The sequence below is a fragment of the Sphingopyxis sp. PET50 genome, assembly GCF_025244705.1.
Classification (GTDB): Bacteria; Pseudomonadota; Alphaproteobacteria; order Sphingomonadales; family Sphingomonadaceae; genus Sphingopyxis.
Genome location: NZ_CP104207.1, coordinates 2028234 through 2047838 on the forward strand (window position 1 = coordinate 2028234; position 19605 = coordinate 2047838).

23 protein-coding genes and 1 pseudogene are annotated in these 19605 nt (G+C 66.3%); 8 read left to right on the forward strand and 16 right to left on the reverse strand.

Features of this window, described 5'->3' with window-relative positions; genetic code table 11:
- Positions 1–9: 9 nt before the first annotated feature.
- The 5 genes from N0A20_RS10710 to N0A20_RS10730 are packed head-to-tail and all read right to left on the reverse strand — an operon-like array spanning position 10 to position 2682.
- Positions 10–753 carry a flagellar basal body rod protein FlgF gene (locus tag N0A20_RS10710; protein ID WP_260580413.1) on the reverse strand — a complete coding sequence of 248 codons (744 nt, stop codon included), beginning with the start codon at positions 751–753 and terminating at the stop codon, positions 10–12.
- A 35-nt stretch (positions 754–788) separates the two neighbouring features.
- On the reverse strand, positions 789–1616 hold the full coding sequence (locus N0A20_RS10715; RefSeq protein ID WP_260580414.1) for a flagellar hook-basal body complex protein: 828 nt from the start codon (positions 1614–1616) through the stop codon (positions 789–791).
- A gap of 4 nt (positions 1617–1620) precedes the next feature.
- Positions 1621–1935: a flagellar hook assembly protein FlgD gene (locus tag N0A20_RS10720; RefSeq protein WP_260580415.1), complete on the reverse strand. Its 315-nt coding sequence runs from the start codon at positions 1933–1935 to the stop codon at positions 1621–1623.
- Between the two features lies 1 nt (position 1936).
- A complete protein-coding gene (gene flgC, locus N0A20_RS10725) occupies positions 1937–2347 on the reverse strand; it encodes a flagellar basal body rod protein FlgC (RefSeq protein ID WP_260580416.1) in 411 nt (136 codons plus the stop codon).
- Entirely contained in the window at positions 2344–2682 is a 339-nt protein-coding gene (locus N0A20_RS10730; RefSeq protein WP_260580417.1) for a flagellar basal body protein, read from the reverse strand. Before N0A20_RS10730 ends, flgC begins: the two co-directional genes overlap by 4 nt.
- A 302-nt stretch (positions 2683–2984) precedes the next feature.
- Between N0A20_RS10730 and N0A20_RS10735 the strand changes: the two genes are divergently transcribed.
- The 6 genes from N0A20_RS10735 to N0A20_RS10760 all read left to right on the forward strand — a co-directional run bounded on the left by N0A20_RS10735 (position 2985) and on the right by N0A20_RS10760 (position 8073).
- Positions 2985–3491 carry a flagella basal body P-ring formation protein FlgA gene (locus tag N0A20_RS10735; RefSeq protein ID WP_260580418.1) on the forward strand — a complete coding sequence of 169 codons (507 nt, stop codon included), beginning with the start codon at positions 2985–2987 and terminating at the stop codon, positions 3489–3491.
- 199 nt (positions 3492–3690) lie between these two features.
- Positions 3691–3996, forward strand: coding sequence for a flagellar biosynthesis anti-sigma factor FlgM (locus tag N0A20_RS10740; protein WP_260580419.1), 306 nt, complete (start codon positions 3691–3693; stop codon positions 3994–3996).
- Entirely contained in the window at positions 3993–4298 is a 306-nt protein-coding gene (locus tag N0A20_RS10745) for a hypothetical protein (RefSeq protein WP_260580420.1), read from the forward strand. The genes N0A20_RS10740 and N0A20_RS10745 overlap by 4 nt, the downstream gene beginning before the upstream one ends.
- 100 nt (positions 4299–4398) lie before the next feature.
- Positions 4399–5211, forward strand: a complete 813-nt coding sequence (locus N0A20_RS10750) for a lytic transglycosylase domain-containing protein (protein WP_260580421.1) — start codon at positions 4399–4401, stop codon at positions 5209–5211.
- Positions 5208–7331 carry a flagellar biosynthesis protein FlhA gene (gene flhA / locus N0A20_RS10755; protein ID WP_260580422.1) on the forward strand — a complete coding sequence of 708 codons (2124 nt, stop codon included), beginning with the start codon at positions 5208–5210 and terminating at the stop codon, positions 7329–7331. Before N0A20_RS10750 ends, flhA begins: the two co-directional genes overlap by 4 nt.
- Positions 7321–8073, forward strand: coding sequence for a sigma-70 family RNA polymerase sigma factor (locus N0A20_RS10760; protein WP_260580423.1), 753 nt, complete (start codon positions 7321–7323; stop codon positions 8071–8073). Before flhA ends, N0A20_RS10760 begins: the two co-directional genes overlap by 11 nt.
- 258 nt (positions 8074–8331) lie before the next feature.
- Here the strand turns inward: N0A20_RS10760 and N0A20_RS10765 are convergent, their stop codons facing one another.
- The 11 genes and pseudogenes from N0A20_RS10765 to N0A20_RS10815 form a co-directional block, all read right to left on the reverse strand.
- Positions 8332–8823 (reverse strand): MarR family transcriptional regulator, encoded by a 492-nt coding sequence (locus tag N0A20_RS10765; protein ID WP_260580424.1) that lies wholly within the window; start codon positions 8821–8823, stop codon positions 8332–8334.
- 23 nt (positions 8824–8846) lie between these two features.
- On the reverse strand, positions 8847–9266 hold the full coding sequence (locus N0A20_RS10770) for a hypothetical protein (protein WP_260580425.1): 420 nt from the start codon (positions 9264–9266) through the stop codon (positions 8847–8849).
- Positions 9267–9294: 28 nt separating this feature from the next.
- The gene (locus tag N0A20_RS10775; protein ID WP_260580426.1) at positions 9295–9672 is read right to left on the reverse strand and encodes a hypothetical protein; all 378 of its coding nucleotides are present in this window, start codon (positions 9670–9672) and stop codon (positions 9295–9297) included.
- A gap of 59 nt (positions 9673–9731) precedes the next feature.
- Complete coding sequence (locus tag N0A20_RS10780; protein WP_260583898.1) at positions 9732–10226, reverse strand: response regulator transcription factor; 495 nt, start codon at positions 10224–10226, stop codon at positions 9732–9734.
- A gap of 176 nt (positions 10227–10402) precedes the next feature.
- Complete coding sequence (locus tag N0A20_RS10785; protein WP_260580427.1) at positions 10403–11386, reverse strand: ROK family protein; 984 nt, start codon at positions 11384–11386, stop codon at positions 10403–10405.
- Positions 11387–11391: 5 nt separating this feature from the next.
- Positions 11392–13107, reverse strand: a complete 1716-nt coding sequence (locus tag N0A20_RS10790; RefSeq protein WP_260580428.1) for a cation acetate symporter — start codon at positions 13105–13107, stop codon at positions 11392–11394.
- Complete coding sequence (locus tag N0A20_RS10795; protein WP_260580429.1) at positions 13104–13439, reverse strand: DUF485 domain-containing protein; 336 nt, start codon at positions 13437–13439, stop codon at positions 13104–13106. Before N0A20_RS10795 ends, N0A20_RS10790 begins: the two co-directional genes overlap by 4 nt.
- A gap of 69 nt (positions 13440–13508) precedes the next feature.
- Positions 13509–14837, reverse strand: a complete 1329-nt coding sequence (locus N0A20_RS10800) for a mannitol dehydrogenase family protein (protein ID WP_260580430.1) — start codon at positions 14835–14837, stop codon at positions 13509–13511.
- A pseudogene (gene uxaC, locus N0A20_RS10805) lies at positions 14834–16247 on the reverse strand (glucuronate isomerase). Before uxaC ends, N0A20_RS10800 begins: the two are co-directional and overlap by 4 nt.
- A gap of 4 nt (positions 16248–16251) precedes the next feature.
- A complete protein-coding gene (locus N0A20_RS10810; protein ID WP_260580431.1) occupies positions 16252–17559 on the reverse strand; it encodes an MFS transporter in 1308 nt (435 codons plus the stop codon).
- A 23-nt stretch (positions 17560–17582) separates the two neighbouring features.
- Complete coding sequence (locus N0A20_RS10815) at positions 17583–18098, reverse strand: hypothetical protein (RefSeq protein ID WP_312846523.1); 516 nt, start codon at positions 18096–18098, stop codon at positions 17583–17585.
- A 33-nt stretch (positions 18099–18131) separates the two neighbouring features.
- On the opposite strand from N0A20_RS10815, the gene N0A20_RS20145 reads away from it, so the two are divergent.
- Both N0A20_RS20145 and N0A20_RS10820 read left to right on the forward strand, forming a co-directional pair.
- On the forward strand, positions 18132–18257 hold the full coding sequence (locus N0A20_RS20145; protein ID WP_312846524.1) for a hypothetical protein: 126 nt from the start codon (positions 18132–18134) through the stop codon (positions 18255–18257).
- A gap of 318 nt (positions 18258–18575) precedes the next feature.
- Positions 18576–19577: a LacI family DNA-binding transcriptional regulator gene (locus N0A20_RS10820; protein ID WP_312846525.1), complete on the forward strand. Its 1002-nt coding sequence runs from the start codon at positions 18576–18578 to the stop codon at positions 19575–19577.
- Positions 19578–19605 lie beyond the last annotated feature (28 nt).

The following is a 19605-nucleotide window of genomic DNA, read 5'->3' on the forward strand; positions in this document are numbered from 1 at the left end:
TCTATCTCCTTAACGGGGCAGCGCCATCAGGTTCGCGGTCGCGCTGTCCATGTCGCGGGCGTCGCTGATGAGCTTGAGTTGCGAATCCCAGGCCTTGCTGGCCTCGATCATGTCGACGAGGGCGGTCGTCGCGGTGACGTTCGAGCCCTCGATCGAGCGGGTAACGACGCGCGCTTCGGGATCGTCGGGCAGGATGCCGCCGCCCTTCACGCGGAAGAGGTTGTCGAGCCCCTTGACGATGTCCGAGCCGGTGGTGGTCGCGAGGCGCAGCCGGTCGACCTCCTGCGGATTTTCGGGATCGCCGCCAGCGGGCACCACGAAGACGCGGCCCTGCTCGTCGATCCTGATCGAATCCGCGGGCGGAATGGTGACGGGGCCCTGCGAGCCCTGCACCGGATGGCCGTCACCCGTTGTCAGCAAACCGCTCGACGAGAGCTGAAGGTCGCCGCGGCGGGTATAGGCTTCCTCGCCGTTGGGCGCCTGGACGACGAGCATCGCGTCGCCGGCCATCGCGATGTCGAGGTCGCGGCCCGTCGCGGTGATCGTGCCGGCGCGCATGTCGGCCCCGACCACTTCCTCCGACGACACCGCACGGCCGCCGACGCCGCTGCCGTGCAGCCACAGCGACTGCGCCTCGGCCAGATCCGCTCGGAAGCCGGGCGTCTGCGCGTTGGCGAGATTGTTGGCGATCGCCGTCTGCCGGGCCATGCTGCCCCGCATCGCGGTGAGGCTGGTATAGATGACGCGGTCCATAGGAGTGCTCCCGGCAGGCGGCTAGTCGCAGCTAATCAGCGAAGGCCGATGATCGTCTGGGTCAGCGCCGACGCGCCCTCGATTGCCTTGGCATTCGCCTGGAAATTGCGCTGCGCGGCGATCAGCATCACCAGTTCCTCGGTGATATCGACATTCGAGCGTTCGAGTGCGCCCGACTGGATCGTGCCCATCGGGCCGTTGGTCGCGGCGTCGATCGTCGGCTGGCCGCTTTCGCCGGTCGCCTGCCAATGCGCGTCGCCGACGGGGCGCAAGCCCTCCATCGCGGGGAAGGTCGCCATCGCGATCTTGCCGAGCACCTGGTTCGAGCCATCGGCAAAGGTCGCCGTGGCGAGGCCGTCGAGGCCGATCGAGACGTTGACGACCGCGGCGTCGGGATTGCCCGCGACATGCTGCGGCACGACGAAATCGGTCGTCGAGGCAAGATCGCGGCTGGTGACGTTACCGTCGGCGTCGACGGGCAGCAGCTGCAGCGTCGCGCCGGTCGAGTCGACCACGCGGCCGTCCTCGAGCGGCGAGAAGGCGCCGTTGCGGGTATAGGTGACCTGATTGCGCGGCGGTTCGCCCTTCACGACAAACAGGCCGTCGCCGATGATCGCCATGTCGAAGGTCTTTTCGCTCGCTTCATACGAGCCTTGCGTGAACTGCTGGGTGATGCCGTTGAGGCGCGTGCCCTGCCCCGCGACCGTCTTGGTCGACTGGTTCGGCGAGGCGGCGAAGATGTCGCCGAACTGCGCCTTGCTGCGCTTGAAGCCGATCGAGCCGGCGTTGGCGATGTTGTTGGAGACGACCGACATTTCGGTCTGCGCGCCCTTGAGGCCCGAAAGCGAGGTATAGAAAGACATGGCGTTACCCTTCCTGCGTGGTGGTGTCGGTGGCGGCGGCGGGCGTGGTCGCCGCCTTGATGTCCTGAAGCAGCCGGGTCTGCGCCGTGAGCTGTTCGGAAATCTGCTGAAGCGTGGAGTTGGTCTCGGTGATCCCGGCGAGGCTGGAGAATTGCGCCATCTGCGCGACCATCGCCTGGTTATCGACCGGGTTGAACGGGTCCTGCTGGCTGAGCTGTGCGGTCATCAGGCGCAGGAAATCGCTCTGCCCCATCTGGTTCGCGCTGCCCTTGGGCTGGATCACGACATTGCTGGTGTTGGTGACGCTGTTCACGGCCATCTTACTGTCCCATCCTGAGGGTTTCGTTGATCAGGCCCTTGGCGGTTTCGAGGACCTGGACATTGTTCTGATACTGGCGCGCGGTCTCGACCATCTCGATCAGCTCGGCGGCGCTATCGACCGCGGCTTCCCAGACATTGCCGTCGGCGTCGGCCAGCGGATTGTTGGGGTCGTGCTTCCTGGTCGGCGCCATTTTCGTCTGGGTGACCTGGTCGACCGCGACGGTGGCGCGGCCGCCTTCGTCCATGACGGTGCGGAACACCGGCTTCATCGAACGATAGGCGGTCGCCTCGCTGCCCGCGACGGTGCCGGCGTTGGCGAGGTTCGACGCGGTGGTGTTGAGCCGCACCAGCTGCGCCGACATGGCGCGGCCGCTGATGTCGAAGACCGAGAGCGAACCGTTCATCGTCATTCGCCCTTCAGCGCGCGGGTCAGCGTGTTGACGCGGCCCGAGAGGAAAGAGAGGCTGGAGCGATAGGCGAGCGCATTTTCGGCAAAGGCGGTCTGTTCGGTCGCCATTTCGACGGTATTGCCGTCGAGCGACGCTTGCACGGGCACGCGATATTCGATCGCGCCTTCAAGGCTGCCGCCCTGCCGCGCGAGATCGAGCGCTTTCGAAAAGTCGAGGTCGCGCGCCTTGTAGTTCGGCGTCGCGGCGTTGGCGATGTTCGACGCGAGCAGCATCATCCGCTGGCTGCGCAGCTGCAGCGCATTGGCATGGATGCCGAAGAGCTTCTCTGATGCCATCGTGGCCATTCCTTCGCTTGTCGCCCTCCGGCGACGGATCCCTCTTTCGGCGTTCGAACCGGCGGACCGGCGCAGACGCGCGAAAACACCAAGGAGTGATGCAATGGGCGTGCCAAATCGTAATTGCGCCGCCTTTTCAGCCGCTTTCCGGAGGTTTCGACACGTGGACGACGCCGGTATCGAGACGAGGGTCAGATTTTTGACAATCCGGCTGCCTGGCGCGTCCAAAGCGGCGGCAAAGCGCGACTGGCACGCATCCTGCAATCCTGCGGGCGACCATTTTGGACCGAAGGAGATGGGTCGTGAACCGCAAGATCATCATGAGTGCCGCCGCTTTCGTGGCCTGCGTCCCCGCCGCATCGGCGCAGCAGGCCAGCGAGGACTGGCAGACGATCGACGTGCTGACCGCCATGGTGGCGAACGCCATGGGCCGCACCGCGACGCCGATCGACCGCCGGATCAAGCTCGCCCGCTGCCCCGAACAGGCGACGGTGACCGCGATCGACAGCCAGGCGCTCGCCGTCCGCTGCCCCTCGCTCGGCTGGCGCTTGCGCGTGCCGATGACGGCTCCCGCCGGCGCGAGCACCGCGGGCGGCTTCGTCGCCAAGCCCGCTGCCGCAGCCCCCGTCGTCCGCCGCGGCGACAATGTCCGCGTCACGATCGACACCGAAAGCTTTTCGATCAGCTATGCCGCCACCGCGACGCAGGACGGTCGCGTCGGCGACCTGATCGCGCTGCGCGGCAGCGATGCGAAAAGCATGCTCAGCGCCGTCGTCACCGGCCCCGGACGCGCGCGGCTGGTGGACTGACAGAGATCACGCCCTCCCCTTCAGGGGAGGGGCTTTAAAAAGTTACCCTGCCCTGGCCCGGCGGCTGTCGATTTCCCGACGCCGCCGGGCCTTTTCTTTGGTTTTTTGATCCTGACCGCTTAATCGCCCCGTTTTGCGTCCGTTAAGTCCCTTCGAAGAGGCCGTCGTTTTTCTGACGGCCCATGGAAAGGAGGCGCACATGACGGGAGACGGCAAGATCGGGCTGCAGGTCGGCAACGTCGTGCGCATCGGCGCCGTGCGCAAGCTCGCAGGCGCCGCCGCCGAATCCGCACCCACCTCCGCACCGGCCAGGCCGGCAGCCGAAGCGGTTCCGGTCGCCAGCCTCATCACCCTCGCCGCCGGCATCGCCGGCCAGCCCGTGCCGGTCGACGGCGCGCGCGTCGCGGCGCTGCGCGGCGCGATCGCCGACGGCAGCTATCGGCTCGATCCCGCCGCCACCGCGCGCGCGATGCTGCAATTCCACGGGCGTGGCACCGACGCATGAAGATGCAGATGGAAGAGGTGCAGGCGCAGCTCGATGCGCTGGTCGCCGCGCTCGACGGGCATGACGCGGGAGCGATCATCGCCGCGACCGAGGCACTGGCAACCGCGGTGATCCTGTTCCGCAACACCCAGGTTCCGCCGGGACGCGAAGAGCATGCGCGACTGCTGATCGAGCGCGTGCTGCGCAAGCTGGAAGCCGCGGCGATCAGGGTCAACGTCCTGAAGGACTGGACGCGTCAGCGGATTGACAGGAACCACCAGATCCGCGGCACTGCTCCGCAGGGTATCGCCCTAAGCTATTAATTAACCACGAAAACCCGTTCATTCCGTCGGAATGGCACGATGATTGCTTTTGGTTCCCCGAATGCATCGGGACCAAACGCCATGACGACGATCAACAACAGTGCAGCTCGGCATCGCCGCATCCCCCGTGATGGCGGCGGTGCAGGATGCGTCGGGCCGCACCGGGATCGATTTCGACTATCTGGTCGATGTCGCGCGCGTGGAGAGCGGGTTCAATCCAACCGCTCAGGCTTCGACCTCGTCGGCGCGCGGCCTATATCAGTTCACCAAATCCACCTGGCTGGCGACGCTCGATCGCCATGGCGCCGACCATGGGCTGGCATGGGCCGCCGACGCGATCGGCCGCGACGCATCGGGCCGGCTGGTCGTTACCGACCCCGCGCTGCGCCAGCAGATCTACGACCTGCGCGACGACCCCGCCGCCGCCGCCGCGATGGCCGCCGCCTTCACGTCGGACAATCGCGCCTATCTCGAAAGCCGCACAGGCCGCGCCGCGGAACCCGTCGACCTGTATCTCGCCCATTTCCTGGGGAGCGGCGGCGCGGTCAAATTCCTGTCGGCCTGGGCCGCCGATCCCGGTCAGGCCGCGGCGCCGATGCTGCCCGACGCCGCCGCCGCCAACCGCTCGATCTTCTATGCCAGCGACGGCAGCATGCGCAGCCTCGACGACATTCGCGAACGCTTTCGCGCCAAGCTCGACGCGGGCGACGCCCCCGGCTTCCCGCCCGGCGGCGCCAGCTGCAGCCCCGCCCCCGCGCCCGGCTGGAGCATGCGCATGGCGAGAGCGAGCGGCACCCAGGGCGGGCGCCCGCCGCTTCCGATGATGGATATCGAACCGATGCCCAGGAAACTGTCGATGGGCTTCGCCGCCCAGGCCTATCAGCGCCTCGCCTCGCTGGGAGGCACCGCATGAAGCTGGGCTTCACGACGCGCGATGCCGGGCGTTTCGCCGGAGCCGCCGCGCTGCCGGCGGGGATGCTGATCCTCGTCGCGCTGATGGTGATCCCGGTATCGCCGCTGGTTCTCGACATCAGCTTCGTCGCCAACATCATGATCAGCCTCGCGGTGCTGATGGTCGCGCTGTCGGCGGCCAAGCCGCTCGACTTTTCGGCCTTCCCGACCGTGCTTCTGCTGACCACCCTGTTCCGGCTGGCGCTCAACGTCGCCTCGACGCGCGTCGTGCTCGTCCATGGGCACGAAGGCACCCATGCGGCGGGGCATGTCATCGAGGCCTTCGGGCAGGTGCTGATCGGCGGCGACTATGTCGTCGGCCTGTTCGTCTTCGTGGTGCTGATGATCATCAACATGGTCGTCATCACCAAGGGCGCGGGGCGCGTGTCCGAAGTGTCGGCGCGCTTCACCCTCGACGCCTTGCCGGGCAAGCAGATGGCGATCGACGCCGACCTCAACGCCGGGCTGCTCACCCCCGACGAAGCGAAGGCGCGGCGCCAGGACGTGGCGACCGAGGCCGATTTCTATGGCTCGATGGACGGTGCGTCGAAATTCGTGAAGGGCGACGCGGTCGCGGGCCTGCTGATCCTGTTCGTCAACATCGTCGGCGGGCTGATCCTGGGCGTGTTCAGCCACGGGCTCAGCTTTTCCGAAGCCGGCAGCACCTATGTCACGCTGGCGATCGGCGATGCGCTCGTCGCGCAGATCCCCGCGCTGCTGCTGTCGATCGCTGCCGCCGCGATCGTCACCCGCGTCACCTCGCCCCACAATCTGTCGGGCCAGATCGGCAGCCAGTTCGCCGCGCCGCACATCTGGTTTGCGGTCGGCGGTGTCCTTTTCGTTCTCGGCCTCGTCCCCGCGATGCCGCAGATGCTGATCCTGCCCGCCGCGGCGCTGGCGCTGACGATGGGCTGGCAGCTTCGCAAGGCCGCCGCTGCGCTCGCCGCGGCGCCCGAACCCGCCGCACCCGCGCGCGACCCGCATCTGATCGACTGGGCCGACGTCAGCGAATCCAGCCCGTGCCAGCTCGAGATCGGCTATGCCCTCGTCAGCCTGGTCGACGAACGCAAGGGCGCGCCGCTGATGGGCCGGATCACCGGCATCCGCCGCCAGCTTTCGAAGGAACTCGGCTTCGTCATCCCCGCCGTGAAGGTCAGCGACGATTTGTCGCTGCCGGGCAATGTCTACCGCATCTCGGTCGCCGGGGTGATCGTCGGCGAGGACGAGGTGTTTCCGAACGAGATGCTGGCGCTCGATTCGGGCGATCTCGTCACCAAGGTCGCGGGGCGCCCGTGCAAGGATCCGACCTTCGGGCTCGATGCCCTGTGGATCCCGCGCGCGTCGCAGAATGACGCGATCGCGGCGGGCTACACCGTCGTCGATCCGGCGACCGTCGTCGCGACGCACCTCAACAACAGCATCGTCGCCGCCGCCTCGGACCTGTTCGGCATCGACGATGCGCAGGCGCTGGTCGACAATCTGAAGCTCCACTATCCGCAGCTTACCGCCAGCCTGACCCCCACGGGCTATGCGCTGCCGCGCGTCGCCAGCCTGTGCAAGGCGCTGCTGGTCGAGCGCATCCCCTTGCGCGATTTCCGCAAGATCGCCGAGGCGATGGTCGCCTTCGTCGGCCAGCAGCTCGGCGAGAGCGAGCTGATCGAGGCGGTGCGCCAGCGCATCGGCGCGCTGATCGTCCAGACGATCGTGCCGAGCCGGATGCCGCTGCCCGTCGTCACCTTCACGCCCGAGATCGAGATGCTGCTCAACCAGGCGGTGCGCGCCAATCCAGGTGCCGACTGGCCGTTCGAACATGGCATGGCGATGAAGATCGTCGAGCAGATCGGCCAGGCGGTCGAACCGCTGCTGTTGTCGACCCGCAGCTTCGCGCTCGTCGCGTCGCCGATCTGCCGCCCTGCGCTGTCGCGGCTCGTCCGCGCGACATTCCCCGACGTCGCGGTCATTTCCTACCTCGAAATTCCCGCGACCAAGGCGACCGAGATCGTTGCGACGATCGGCGCCGACGTGCCGCGGCTTGCCGACGAAAGCACCGACCAGATGAGGGATCATCATCATGAGAATTGAGCCCGCCGAGCAATTCACCGGCGCGGCGGCGCGCGCCGCATCGCCGCAGGGCTATGGCACCAGCGTCGAGGCGCTGATCGCGGAATATGCGCCGCTGGTGCGCAAGATCGCCTGGCAGGTGTTTTCGCGCGTCGCGCGCACGAGCGACCTCGACGACCTGGTGCAGGTCGGGCTGATCGCGCTGATCGAGGCCAGCCGCCATTATGAGGAGCGCGGTTTCGCCTTTGCCACCTATGCTTCCACCCGCATCCGCGGCGCCATGATCGACCAGTTGCGCCGCGAGGCCGATGTCGGGCGATCGGCGATGATCGCGAGCAAAAGGATCGCGGGCGTCCGCGCGGCGCTTGAGCAACGTCTGATGCGCGCGCCGACGACCGCCGAAATGGCCGAGGCGCTGGACATGTCGGCGGAGGAATATTTCGCGTTCGAGCGCAGCGCGACGCACGGACGCTCGACCTCGCTCGACGCGATGATCGACGAGGGCAGCTTCCTGCTCGCCGACGAGAGTGACGGCGCCGACGACCGCTGCGAGCGGGACGACCTGCTCGAAGCGCTCGGCGCGTGCATCGCCCGGTTGCCCGAACGCGAGCAGCTGGTGCTGCAGCTCTATTTCTTCGAGGAGCTGAATTTGCAGGAAATCGGCCTGACGCTCGATGTCAGCGCGGCCCGGGTGTGCCAGATCAAGCGCGAGGCGATGGCCCGCATCGACCGCATGCTGCGCGAGGCCACCGAGCTCGATTGACCCGGTGCTTGGGATGGTGGGCAGATGCTGCCGATCCTCCCCGGCACGGGGAGGGGGACCAGCGAAGCTGGTGGAGGGGTACAGGCGGTTTGCCTTGCCGGTGAGGTCGTGCAGCACAGATTCGTCCGGAACCGAGGGCATTGAGGTCTGGCGCGGCTTGGACCTCCTGTACCCCTCCACCACCCTTCGGGTGGTCCCCCTCCCCCGTTGGGGGAGGATCGCTCTTGTCTGCTATCGCCCGCTACCGGCCGCCCGGAATCACATCGCGTAACGGTGATGGCTCACCCACGCGTGACCGATTTTTTCGAAATAGCGCGTCATGCTGTCGACGCCGTTGGGGGTCAGCCGCACGATCGAACGGCGGCGGTCGCGTTGGTCGGTGAAGCGTTCCGCCAGGTCCAGTTGTTCGAGCATCGCGATCATGCGCAGCCCCGACGACAGCGGCACACCGGCCCCGGTCGCAAGATCGCTGGCGCTAAGTTCGCGGTCATTGGTCTTCGCGAGCATCAGGTCGAGCAGCATGTCCCACACGGGTCCGGTCAGCTGATTGCTGCCGAAGTGCGATTTGCGCGTGCGCCGCATCTGGAGGCTGAAGTTGAGCTGCTCGATCAGGCTCGGCACCGGCGCGTCGATACGATCCGGCTGCGACGCGCTCGCGGGCGGCGCGCCGCCGCCGATCGCCAGCATTTCCTGAATCTGGTCGATCCGCGACTTGATTTCGGCAATTTCGGCATTCGAAAATTGCTGCATTGGCTGGGACCCCCGAGCCTCCGCTATGCGGCGGCCCTCACGTCACCTGTCCTTTTTGTCGATCCCGCCGCGTACATGATGACGAGCAGGATCGGGTAGGAAACATATATCGAAAGCAGCGAATAGGGACGCGCCAATATCTCCGAAAACATCAGCTTCTGCAGGTGTCCGAAAATCGCGATCAGTTGCCAGCCCGTGATCCAATAGGGCCAGAAACGCTCTGTTTTGAAAGCGATATACCAGAAACTTATCAGAACGATGAGGTCGATGACGAAGATATTGATTTCGATATTTGTCCATTCCGGAACGGGTGACACCAAAGTGGAGCAGACCGATGCGATCAGTGCGGTATAAGCCGCCCATCGTTCGAGGGGGCCGCCGCGCCTCATCGCGACGGCCACCGTGATCAGCAATACACCGTAATAGATCGCAACGGCCCACATGTGGCTTTCGTCAACCTTCCCTTGGTTCTTACGACGCCTTGGCCAGCGGCATTTCAACGACTTCCGCGGCACCCCTGTTGTTGTCGCCTTCGTCCAACGACGCGCTGGCGGGTTTCACGCCGGCACCGAACATGCGGGTGCCGAGACCGACCTGCTTCTGGGTCACGGTGAGCGCGAGATGCGCGTCGGTAAGCAGCTGGCGGACCTCGCCGGCGGCGGCGAGCGCGTGGGCGACCTTCGCCATTGCTTCCTGGCCGACGATCGCCGACATATTGGTGTCGCGGCGCACGGTGGGCAGCGTCGCGGCGAGATTGGCGATGCGGATCATCACCTCGTCGATGGCGTCTTCGGCCTGGTGGAGTTCGGAAGCGATCTTGTGCGCACCGGAGAGTCGTTGATTCAGCATTTTCTTTGGTCCTTGTAAGAGAATGCCACCGGTTCCCCCCGCAGCATTCGGTTCGAACGTCAGGTCAACCGACCGAGTCCGACAAGGATCGAATAAAGAGCGGAAAAGGCCAAAATCGTCACGAAGGCGATCAAGATCGGCCAGATAATCCTTTCCATCAACCCATGCCGATTGGTCGGCTGGGACGCGGTCGGGAACGGCAGACCGATGTTGAAAATCTGCCAGACCGAACGTTGCCCCGGCTCGCCTTCGTCGGCGCGCGGCTCTCCGGAAAGGTGAAGCGGTTGATATGTCAAAGGCTGATAAGGGGTAACATCATCGAAGACACCGTTACGAGCCAATATCGTTGCGGCCTCCACACGATTGGAAACATTGAGTTTTTTTAGAGAGCGCCGCACGCGCTCGTCGACTGTATGCGGCGACACGTCCATCAGCCGCGCGATTTCCTTGGAATTTTTGTGCTCGAAAACATGCCGCAACGTTTCGATTTGCGCGGCAGACAGCAGGCTGAGGTAATTGTCGGGATCGCCTTGCACGGGTCGGGAATAGTACATCACCGGTTGAAATCAAGCTGACTAACTAGGTGTTAAGGGTGGCGCGCAGCGCTGCCGCGGGCCTTGGGGCCGCGCTGGCGGGCCACCCCCATTGTCCATCCGGATGCCATGTCCCGTCATTCCTAGTCTCCGCTCGCTGCGATGCCATCGGCGGAAGCCGACCCGATTTTATGCTCTCACCCCCGTGAATCACGAAGGGCGGCCGAACGCAAGCCTGTTGTGACACCGGGTGTCCCGCATTGCGATGCCCGAATCGCCAGCAAAATCGAACCGAGCGGACCAGCATCGTGCCCCAGCATTGGCGGACCGATGATACACGACAAAGCCGCAACGTCATAATCGCCAATATAGGTTGCCAGTGTTTCGCCCGCGAGGCGGGTGGCCCGAGCCACCAGATCGGGCTGGCCGAGGGCAACGCTGCCGCCGACGACAATACGGTCCGGCGACAGGGTGAGCATCAGCGCGGCGAACAATTCAGCGAGGTCCGACGCGACCATGTCCCACGCCGGATCGACGGGATCGACCGTCGCGGGATCGCGCCCGAAGCGCGCCCGGAGCGCCGGACCGCTGATCAGCCCCTCGATGCAATCGCCGTGGAAGGAACAGGTGCCCGCGAAACCGTCGCCATCGGCACGGCGCAGCCGCAAATGGCCGATTTCGGGGTGGAAGCGGCCCGGCGCCGGCCAACCGTCGACAATGACGCCTCCGCCAACCCCGGTGCCGATGGTCAGATAGACGATGGTCCGGCACCCCTGCCCGGCACCGAGCGCGGCTTCGGCGATGCCCGCGCCGTTGACGTCGGTGTCGAGCGCGACCGGACAATCAAAGCGCGACGCGAAGGCGGCCACGACGCCCGCGCCGGCCCACCCCGGCTTGGTGGTTGCGAGCATCGTGCCATAATCCGCCGCAGCCGGATCGAGACGGATCGGGCCGAAGCTGGCGATACCGATCGCCGCCAGCGGAGCCTGGGCGTCCCAGGCCGCGAGCATGTCGACAGCGGCGCCCAGCGTGTCGCCAGGGTTTGTCGTCGGCAGACTGTGCCGTTCGACGATGTCGAGACCGTCAGCGAGCGTGACGACGACCTTGGTCCCGCCCAGCTCGACACCGGCGAAGCGGCCGGCCGGACCGGCTGCGGCGGAACCGGCTGGAGCCAGGACCATGCGGGTCAGTGCGCCGAGGCGCCGGCCGCGCCGATACCGGTTTCGGCGCGGACGCGCTGCGCCGGATAGCCCGCACGATCGACCGCCGCCCGCCCGCTGCCGTCGGCAAGCGAAACCAGCCAGATCGCAAGGAAGGCGGCTAGGCATCGAAAAGAGCGTCGGCGAGCTATAGGGGAATGGCGCGTCCGGATAACCGAGTACGGCTTCCCATATCGCTGCGGCGACAGGATTGTCAGCACCAGCGCCAGCGCCACACCCGCGAATCCGCCGACGACGACGCCGCGCGTCGTGCAGCCACGCCACAGCAGCGACATCACCAGCACCGGGAAATTGCCCGACGCCGCGAGCGCGAAGGCGAGGCTTACCATGAAAGCGACATTCTGCTTCTCGAACGCGATGCCGAGCAGGATCGCGAGGATTGCCAGCACCGGCACGGTCATGCGCGACACCCTGAGTTCGTCGGCCGAGTTCGCCTCTCCACGCTTGACGATCGAGGCGTAGATATCGTGCGACACCGCCGATGCCCCCGACAGCGTCAGCCCCGCCACCACCGCGAGGATCGTCGCAAAGGCGACCGCGCTGACCACGCCGAGGAAAAGGTCGCCACCGATCGCCGCGGCGAGATGGATCGCGGCCATGTTTCCGCCGCCCTTCAGCGTCCCGTCGGGCATCAGATAATCGGGGTTCGAGGCGACGAAGGTGATCGCGCCAAAGCCGATGATGAAGGTGAGGATATAGAAATAGCCGATCCAGCCGGTCGCCCACAGCACCGACTTGCGCGCCTCCTTCGCATCGGGGACGGTGAAGAAGCGCATCAATATGTGCGGCAGCCCCGCTGTGCCGAACATCAACGCCATGCCGAAGCTGATCGCCGACAGCGGGTCCTTGATGAACCCGCCCGGCCCCATGATCGACAGGCCCTTCGCCGCCGCTTCCCCGGGCGCCGCGCCGCCTGCCGCGGCGAGGCCGGTCTTGATCTCGACCGCCTTGGCGAACAGCGCTTCGGGCGAGAAGCCGAAGCTCCACAGCACCGCGAAAGCCATGAAACTGGCGCAGCCGAGCAGCATCACCGCCTTGATAATCTGGACCCAGGTCGTCGCGATCATGCCACCGAACAGCACATAACAGGTCATCAGCGCCCCGACGATCAGCACCGCATAGCTGTAGGGCAGCCCGAACAGCAATTTGATCAGCTGCCCCGCGCCGACCATCTGCGCGATCAAATAGAAGAGCACGACCGCGAGCGTGCTGAACGCCGCGAACAGGCGCACAGGGGTCTGCGCGAAGCGGAAGCTCGCGACGTCGGCGAAGGTGTAGCGGCCGAGATTGCGGAGCCGCTCGGCGAGGAGGAAAAGCAGGATCGGCCAGCCGACGAGGAAGCCGGTCGAATAGATCAGCCCGTCGTAACCGTCGGCGAAGATCTGCGCCGAAATGCCCAGAAAGGACGCCGCCGACATATAGTCGCCGGCGATCGCGAGCCCGTTCTGAAAGCCGGTGATGCCCCCGCCCGCGGTGTAGAAATCGGACGCGCTGCGTACCCGCCGCGCCGCCCAGCGCGTGATGCCGAGCGTCGCGAGCACGAAGGCGGCGAACATCAGGATCGCGGGCCAGTTCGCCGCCTGCTGCTCGGTCTGTCCGGTGAGCGCGTCGGCCACGGCGATCGCAGGCCAGCCGAGCGCGGCGAGGATCAGCGCGGTGCGCGTCACGGGCCAGCGGCTCATGCCCCATAATCCTTGCGTAGCGCGTCGAGGTCGCGGTCGAAGACCTTGTTCGCGCGGCGGACGTAGACGGCGGTGAGGAGGATGCCCGCGAGGATCACGCCGATCCCGAGCGGAATGCCGAGCGAGGTGACGCCCGAACCGAGCGGACGGGCGAGCATCTCCGGTTCGAAGGCGATCAGCAGGATATAGCCGAAATAGATCGCCAGCATGACGCATGTGAGCGTCCAGGCGAAACGCGACCGGCCCGCCACGAGCCGCCGATAGCGCTCGTCCGCCTCGATGGGCTGCGGCCCGGGCGTCTCCGTCGGTTCGCCCTCTCTCCGTTTCTCCAAAGCGTCTCTCCCGCTTGCCGTGTTCCAGCTATGGGGATGTTGTGCCGCAAACCCAAGCGTATTGCACAGCTACTTTGGTAGGGGGACCCACGGGGAGGGTATGACACCGCGGGGACCGAACAGCGCGGCGACGGCATCGGGCCCTGCTGCAACGGCGCGCAGGCGGTCGGCGAGCGGGTCGTCGACCGGATGGAGGTCATCGCGCAGAAAGGCGATCCAGGCGTCGATCGCCGCAAGCAATACCGGGCAGCGCGCACCGCGCCGCTGGTGCCAGGCGAGCGTTTCTAGCCATCGCTGCGGGATTTTCTGGCTGCCGTCCATCGCGATCTGGATCAGCCGGTGAGCGAGCGCGGGGTTGGCGAAGCGGTCGAGCAAGGCGTCGGCATAGGCGGCAAGGTCCTGCCCCGGCGCGGCGTCGATCGTCGGCGCGGCTTCGTCGCGCATCAGCCTTTCGATGAGCGGGCGGATGGCAGGGTCGGCAATCGCCTGGTGAACGAATTCGTGCCCCCTCCCCAGCCCGATGTAGGCAAGCGCCGAATGGGCGCCGTTGAGCATCCGCAGCTTGGCGGTCTCATAGGGCGCGACATCGGTCACCCATTGCGCCCCGCCCGCCTCCCAGCGCGGGCGCGGGTCGACGAAATCATCCTCGATCACCCACTGGCTGAAAGCTTCGGTGACCACCGCCCCCTCGTCGCGCGCGCCGAGGATCGTTTCGACGGTCGCGCGATCGGCATCGGTCGTCGCGGGAACGATGCGGTCGACCATCGTCGCGGGGCAGCGGCAATGCGCATCGAACCAGCCGACGAGACCGGGATGTTCCGCCGCGAGATATTGGCGCATCAGGCGGCGCAGCACCACGCCATTGTTCGCCAGATTGTCGCAACTGAGCAGGGTCAGGCCGGACCGGCCCGCCGCCTTGCGCGCAGCAAGCGCCGCCCCGACAAGGCGATAGAGGCTCGACGCGCCCTTCGCGGCGTCGAGGTCGAGCGACCCATCGGCGGCGCGCAGATAGCCCTTTTCGGTGACCGTGAAGCTGACGATCTGCGTCGCCGGCGCGGCGATGGTGTCGATCACCGCGCGGGGATCGTCCGCCGCTACCAGCACCCGCCGCACGGCGCCGACGAGACGGAGGCGGGTTCCGCCCGCGCTGCGGGCGCTCACCGTATAGAGCCCGTCCTGCGGGTTCAGCCGCGCCGCGACGTCGCCCGAGCGCAGCGATACGCCGGTGATGCCCCAGTCGCGGTCGCCCGCTCCCATCGCGTCGTCGGTGTAGACCGCCTGATGCGCGCGGTGGAAGGCGCCGATGCCGATATGGACGATGCCCGCCGCCTGGGCATCGCGGTCGTAGCCCGGCGCCTGAACCGACGCCGGGAGCGGCGTTTGCGCGGACAGCCTCACAGCTTGTACGCGGCCTTGGCGAGATTGTAGCCGAGGTCGGCGGCGAGGTCGGCGGCCTCCCATTCCTCCAGCCGGTGTTCGGCGACAAGCTGCGCCAGAAAGCCGCAGTCGATGCGCCGCGCGACGTCGTGGCGCGCGGGAATCGACAGGAAGGCGCGCGTATCGTCATTGAAACCGACACTATTGTAGAAACCCGCGGTCTCGGTCATCTGGCTTCTGAACCGCCGCATCCCTTCGGGGCTGTCGTGGAACCACCAGGCGGGGCCGAGCCTCAGCGCCGGATAATGGCCCGCGAGCGGCGCGAGTTCGCGCGCATAGCTCGTCTCGTCGAGCGTGAAGAGGATGATCGTCAGCGCGGTCTCATTGCCATATTTGCCGAGCAGCGGGCGCAGCGCATGGACATAGTCCGTCGCCATCGGAATATCCGCCCCCTTGTCGCGGCCATAGGTCTCGAACAGCCAGGGGTTGTGGTTGCGGAAAGCGCCGGGATGTATCTGCATGACGAGGCCATCTTCGAGGCTCATCCCCGCCATGACGGTGAGCATATGCGCGCGGAACAGCTCGGCATCGGCGGCACTGGCCTCCTCGCCGGTGACGCGCGCGAAGAGGGCTTCGGCCTCGGCGTCGGAGAGATCGGCGGTGGCGGCGGTCGGATGGCCGTGATCGGTCGAGGTCGCGCCCATCGCGGCGAAGAAGGCCCGCCGATTGCGGTGCGCGGCGAGATAGCCCGCATAGCCGAACGCATCCTCGCCCGACAGCTCGGAGAAGCGCCTGAGGTTGTCGCGGAAGCCCTCGAACTCGGGGTCGACGACCGGGTCGGGGCGATAGGCGGTGATGACGCGCCCGCCCCATTCGCCGCTAGCATTGGCGGCACGGATGACGCCGTGATGCTCCAGCGTGTCGAGCGGGCTTTCGGTCGTCGCGATCGCCTCGATGCCGAAGCGGTCGAACAAGGCGCGCGGGCGGAAAGCGTCGGTCGCCAGCGCCCCGGTGATGCGGTCGTAATAGAGGTCCGACGTTTCCGCCTCGAACCGGACGTCGAGGCCGAACACCTCTGCGAACACCCAGTCCATCCACATCCGCGTCGGGGTGCCGCGGAAGAGATGATAGTTCTGCGCGAACAGCCGCCAGCTCTCGCGCGGGTCAGCGTCCGGATTGCGGATGCCGAGCGCACCCAGCGAGACGCCCTGCGAATAGAGCATCCGGAATATATAATGGTCGGGGTGGAGCAGCAGTTCGGCCGCATTGCCGAAGGGCGCGTTGCCCGCGAACCAAGCCGGATCGGTGTGCCCGTGCGGGCTGATGATCGGCAGGCCTAGCCACCTCCGCATAGAGCCGCCGCGCGATGGCGCGCTGCACCGGATCGGAGGGAAAGAGGCGGTCGGGGGAGAGGGCAAGCGGACGCGGCATGGGTTCAGGCCTTGCTTTCCACGGTAACCGGCGCGAGGCGCGGGCTGAGCAGGTGGATCGCCAGCACGGCGAGGAAATAGACCGTCGTGCAGGCGGCGAAGATGAGGGTGTAATTGCCCTTCGTCGCGTCGAGTACCAGCCCCGTCGACTTGGCCATGATCATGCCGCCGACGCCGCCCATGAAGCCGCCGAGCCCGATCACCGAACCGACCGCGCGTTTCGGGAACATGTCGGGCGGGATCGACAGGATCGTCGAGGAGAAGGCCTGATGCCCCGCCAGCGCGATGCCGATCAGCATCACCGCGAGCCACATATTGTCGAGCCCGGTGACGATCAGCAGCGGCAGCACGCAGCAGCCCGCGCCGAGCATCGTCGCCTTGCGCGCGAAATTGACGCTGCGGCCGCGCTGGATCAGCTTCGACGACACCCAGCCGCCGAGGATGCTGCCGACGTCGGAGAGCAGATACATGACGATCATCGGCAGCAGCACGACCTTCAGATCGACGTCATAGGTGGTGCTGAAATATTTGGGCAGCCAGAAGAGCATCAGGAACCAGACCGGATCGGTCAGGAATTTGCCGATCGCAAAGGCCCAGGCCTCGCGCTTGGTGACGATCGCGCCCCAGCCGAGGCGTTCGACCTTCTCGGGCGGGTCATGCTCGATCCACGCGAGTTCGGCCTCGCCCACCTTCCCGCTTTCGCGCGGATTGCTGTAGAGCCAGAGCCAGAGCAGCAGCAGGATCACCCCGAAGGCGCCGGTGAAGATAAAGGTTTCGCGCCAGTCGAAACCGAGGATGCGCATGAACAGCGCGATCGTCGGCGCGGTCAGGATCACCCCGATCGTCGTCGCGCTGTTGACCCAGCCGATCGCATAGGAGCGTTCCTTTTGCGGGAACCACTCGCTCGACGCGCGCACGACCGACGGGAAATGCCCCGCCTCCCCCACGCCCAGCACGACGCGCGCCATCATGAAGGAAACGACCGACGAGGCGAAGCCGTGCGCGACATGCCCGACGGTCCAGATCGCGATGGCGATCGCATAGCCGACCTTGGGACCGAAGCGGTCGATCAGCCAGCCCATGAGCAGGAAGCCCAGCGCATAGGCCGCCTGAAAGGCGGTGACGATGTTGCCATAGTCATTCTCGGTCCAGCCAAGGTCGCCGCCGAGCGTCGGCGCGAGCAGGCCGAGCATGGTGCGGTCGATATAATTGACCGTGGTCGCCGCGAACAACAGCGCGACGATCAGCCAGCGATAGCGTCCCGCGCGGGGCACGGGCGGCCCCGTCCGGTCGTCCGCGATTGCCTGTGCCATCATTCTCTCCCTTATCGGCCGTTCTAGCCTGTGATCGTGCAGCTGACGCGGATTTTTCCGTCGAACAGCGCCTCGGCACGCTGGCCGGGGCGGATTTCATGCACTCCGGTGATCGCCCCCGCCGACACCCAGGTGCCGGGCGGGATCGCGATGCCGCGCGTGCGCAAGATGTCGATCAGAAACAGGGCCGAACCGAAGGGTCCGTCGAGCATCGTCTCCATCGTCGCGGCGCCGACGAACGCGCCGTCGATGCGGAATTCGACCGGCAGCGCGACCAGATCGGCGCCCCGCCACCCGTCGATGCGCGGGCCGAGCACGAGGCCCTTGTTGTTGCCATAGTCCGACACGGTGACCGCCGGGCCGTGCATGTTGATCCCGGCAAAAGGCGAGCTTGCGATCTCGATGCCGGTGCGCACCTCGGTGATCGCGTCGCGGACCGAATGGATGTCGTAGTCGCGGGTGCCCACCTCGCCGAAACACAGCAGCACTTCGGCCTCGGCGGCGGCGAAGCCCCCGCCATAGACGGGCATCGCCGGCACCGAACCGCTGCGGCGGCATCGACGATCTCGTCGGTGAAGATCGGCCCCGTGATGCGCTGGCCGCCGAAACGCTCGACCAGATCGTCGGCGATGCGGCCGACCTTCCAGCCGCCGACGGGACGCCCGTCGAACGCGATCGCCATATCCTGTATCGCATAGGCATCGGTCAGTCCCTGCGGCATGGGGCCGGGATAGCGGGTAATCGGTGTCTTTGTCGCGCGCGCGGTCAGAAACGCCTTGGCTATGGCTTCTCGTTCGCTCGTTGCCAGCATCTTTGTCATTTCCCTCATCCGGAAATTCCTGTAGGAGACACCGGTGTCAAAGGCAAGCGGTTAGCCATCAGCGCGGTTGATTTTGTGACGGTCGAAGCGCATCAGGAAACAGGCGTGCCGGACCGACCGGGCATGCACAGGAAAAGTGAAACACGCATGGCGCCACGCACGCGGGAAAAAAGCGGCAAGCAACCGACGATCAACGATGTCGCGGCCCTCGCCGGCTGTTTCGAAAAAAACCGTCAGCCGGGTCATCAACCGGTCCGAATTCATCACCGACAAGACGCGCCAGGCGGTCGAACAGGCGATCAAGATGCTCGGTTTCGTGCCGAACCCGCAGGCGCGGGCGCTGGCATTTCGCCGCAACTTCCTGATCGCGCTGCTCCACGACAATCCGAACGCGCAGACGGTGCTCAATTTCCAGCAGGGCGTGCTCGACGCGATCAAGGACAGCGATCTCGCGCTGCTCGTCCGGCCGGTCGACCGCGGCTCGGACCGGCTGCTCGACGACGTCCGCGTCTTTCTGGAAAAGCAGCGGCCGATCGGCGCGATGCTGCTGCCGCCGATTTCGGAGAATGACGATCTCGCCGCGCTGTGCGAGAATCTGGGGGTCCGCTATGTTCGCGTCGGTTCGGCGCCGCTCGACGACGCGCGGCACTGCGTGTCGTCGAACGATCGCGAAGTCGTGGCCGAGGCGGTGGGCAAGCTGGTCGAACTCGGCCACCGCCGGATCGGATTCGTGCGCGGCCCGGTCGGCTTCCGGTCGGCCGCCGAGCGCGAAAGGGGATTTCACGAAGCCTTGTCCAAGGCCGGACTAACGCTGCCCGCCGGCTATTCGGCGCCGGGCAATTATCGCTATGCCGCGGGGATCGAAGCGGGCGAAGCGCTGCTTTCGCTCGCCGAACCGCCGACCGCGATCTTCTGCTCGAACGACGAGATGGCCGCAGGCGTCATGAGCGTGGCCTATGGCAAGGGCATCGCCGTGCCCGCCGACCTGTCGATCATCGGCTTCGACGACAGCCCGACCGCGACGCATATCTGGCCCGCGCTCAGCACGGTGCGCTGGCCGATCCGCGAAATGGGGGTGCGCGCCGCGCGCATCCTGGTGCCCGATTTCCTGGATATCGGTGCAAAATCCTCCGACGAGGCGAATGTCATGGCCTCCACCTTCGTCGAGCGGCAATCGGTCGCGCCGCCCAGCCGCTAACCGGCGACGGGATGGGCGATGCCAGGGC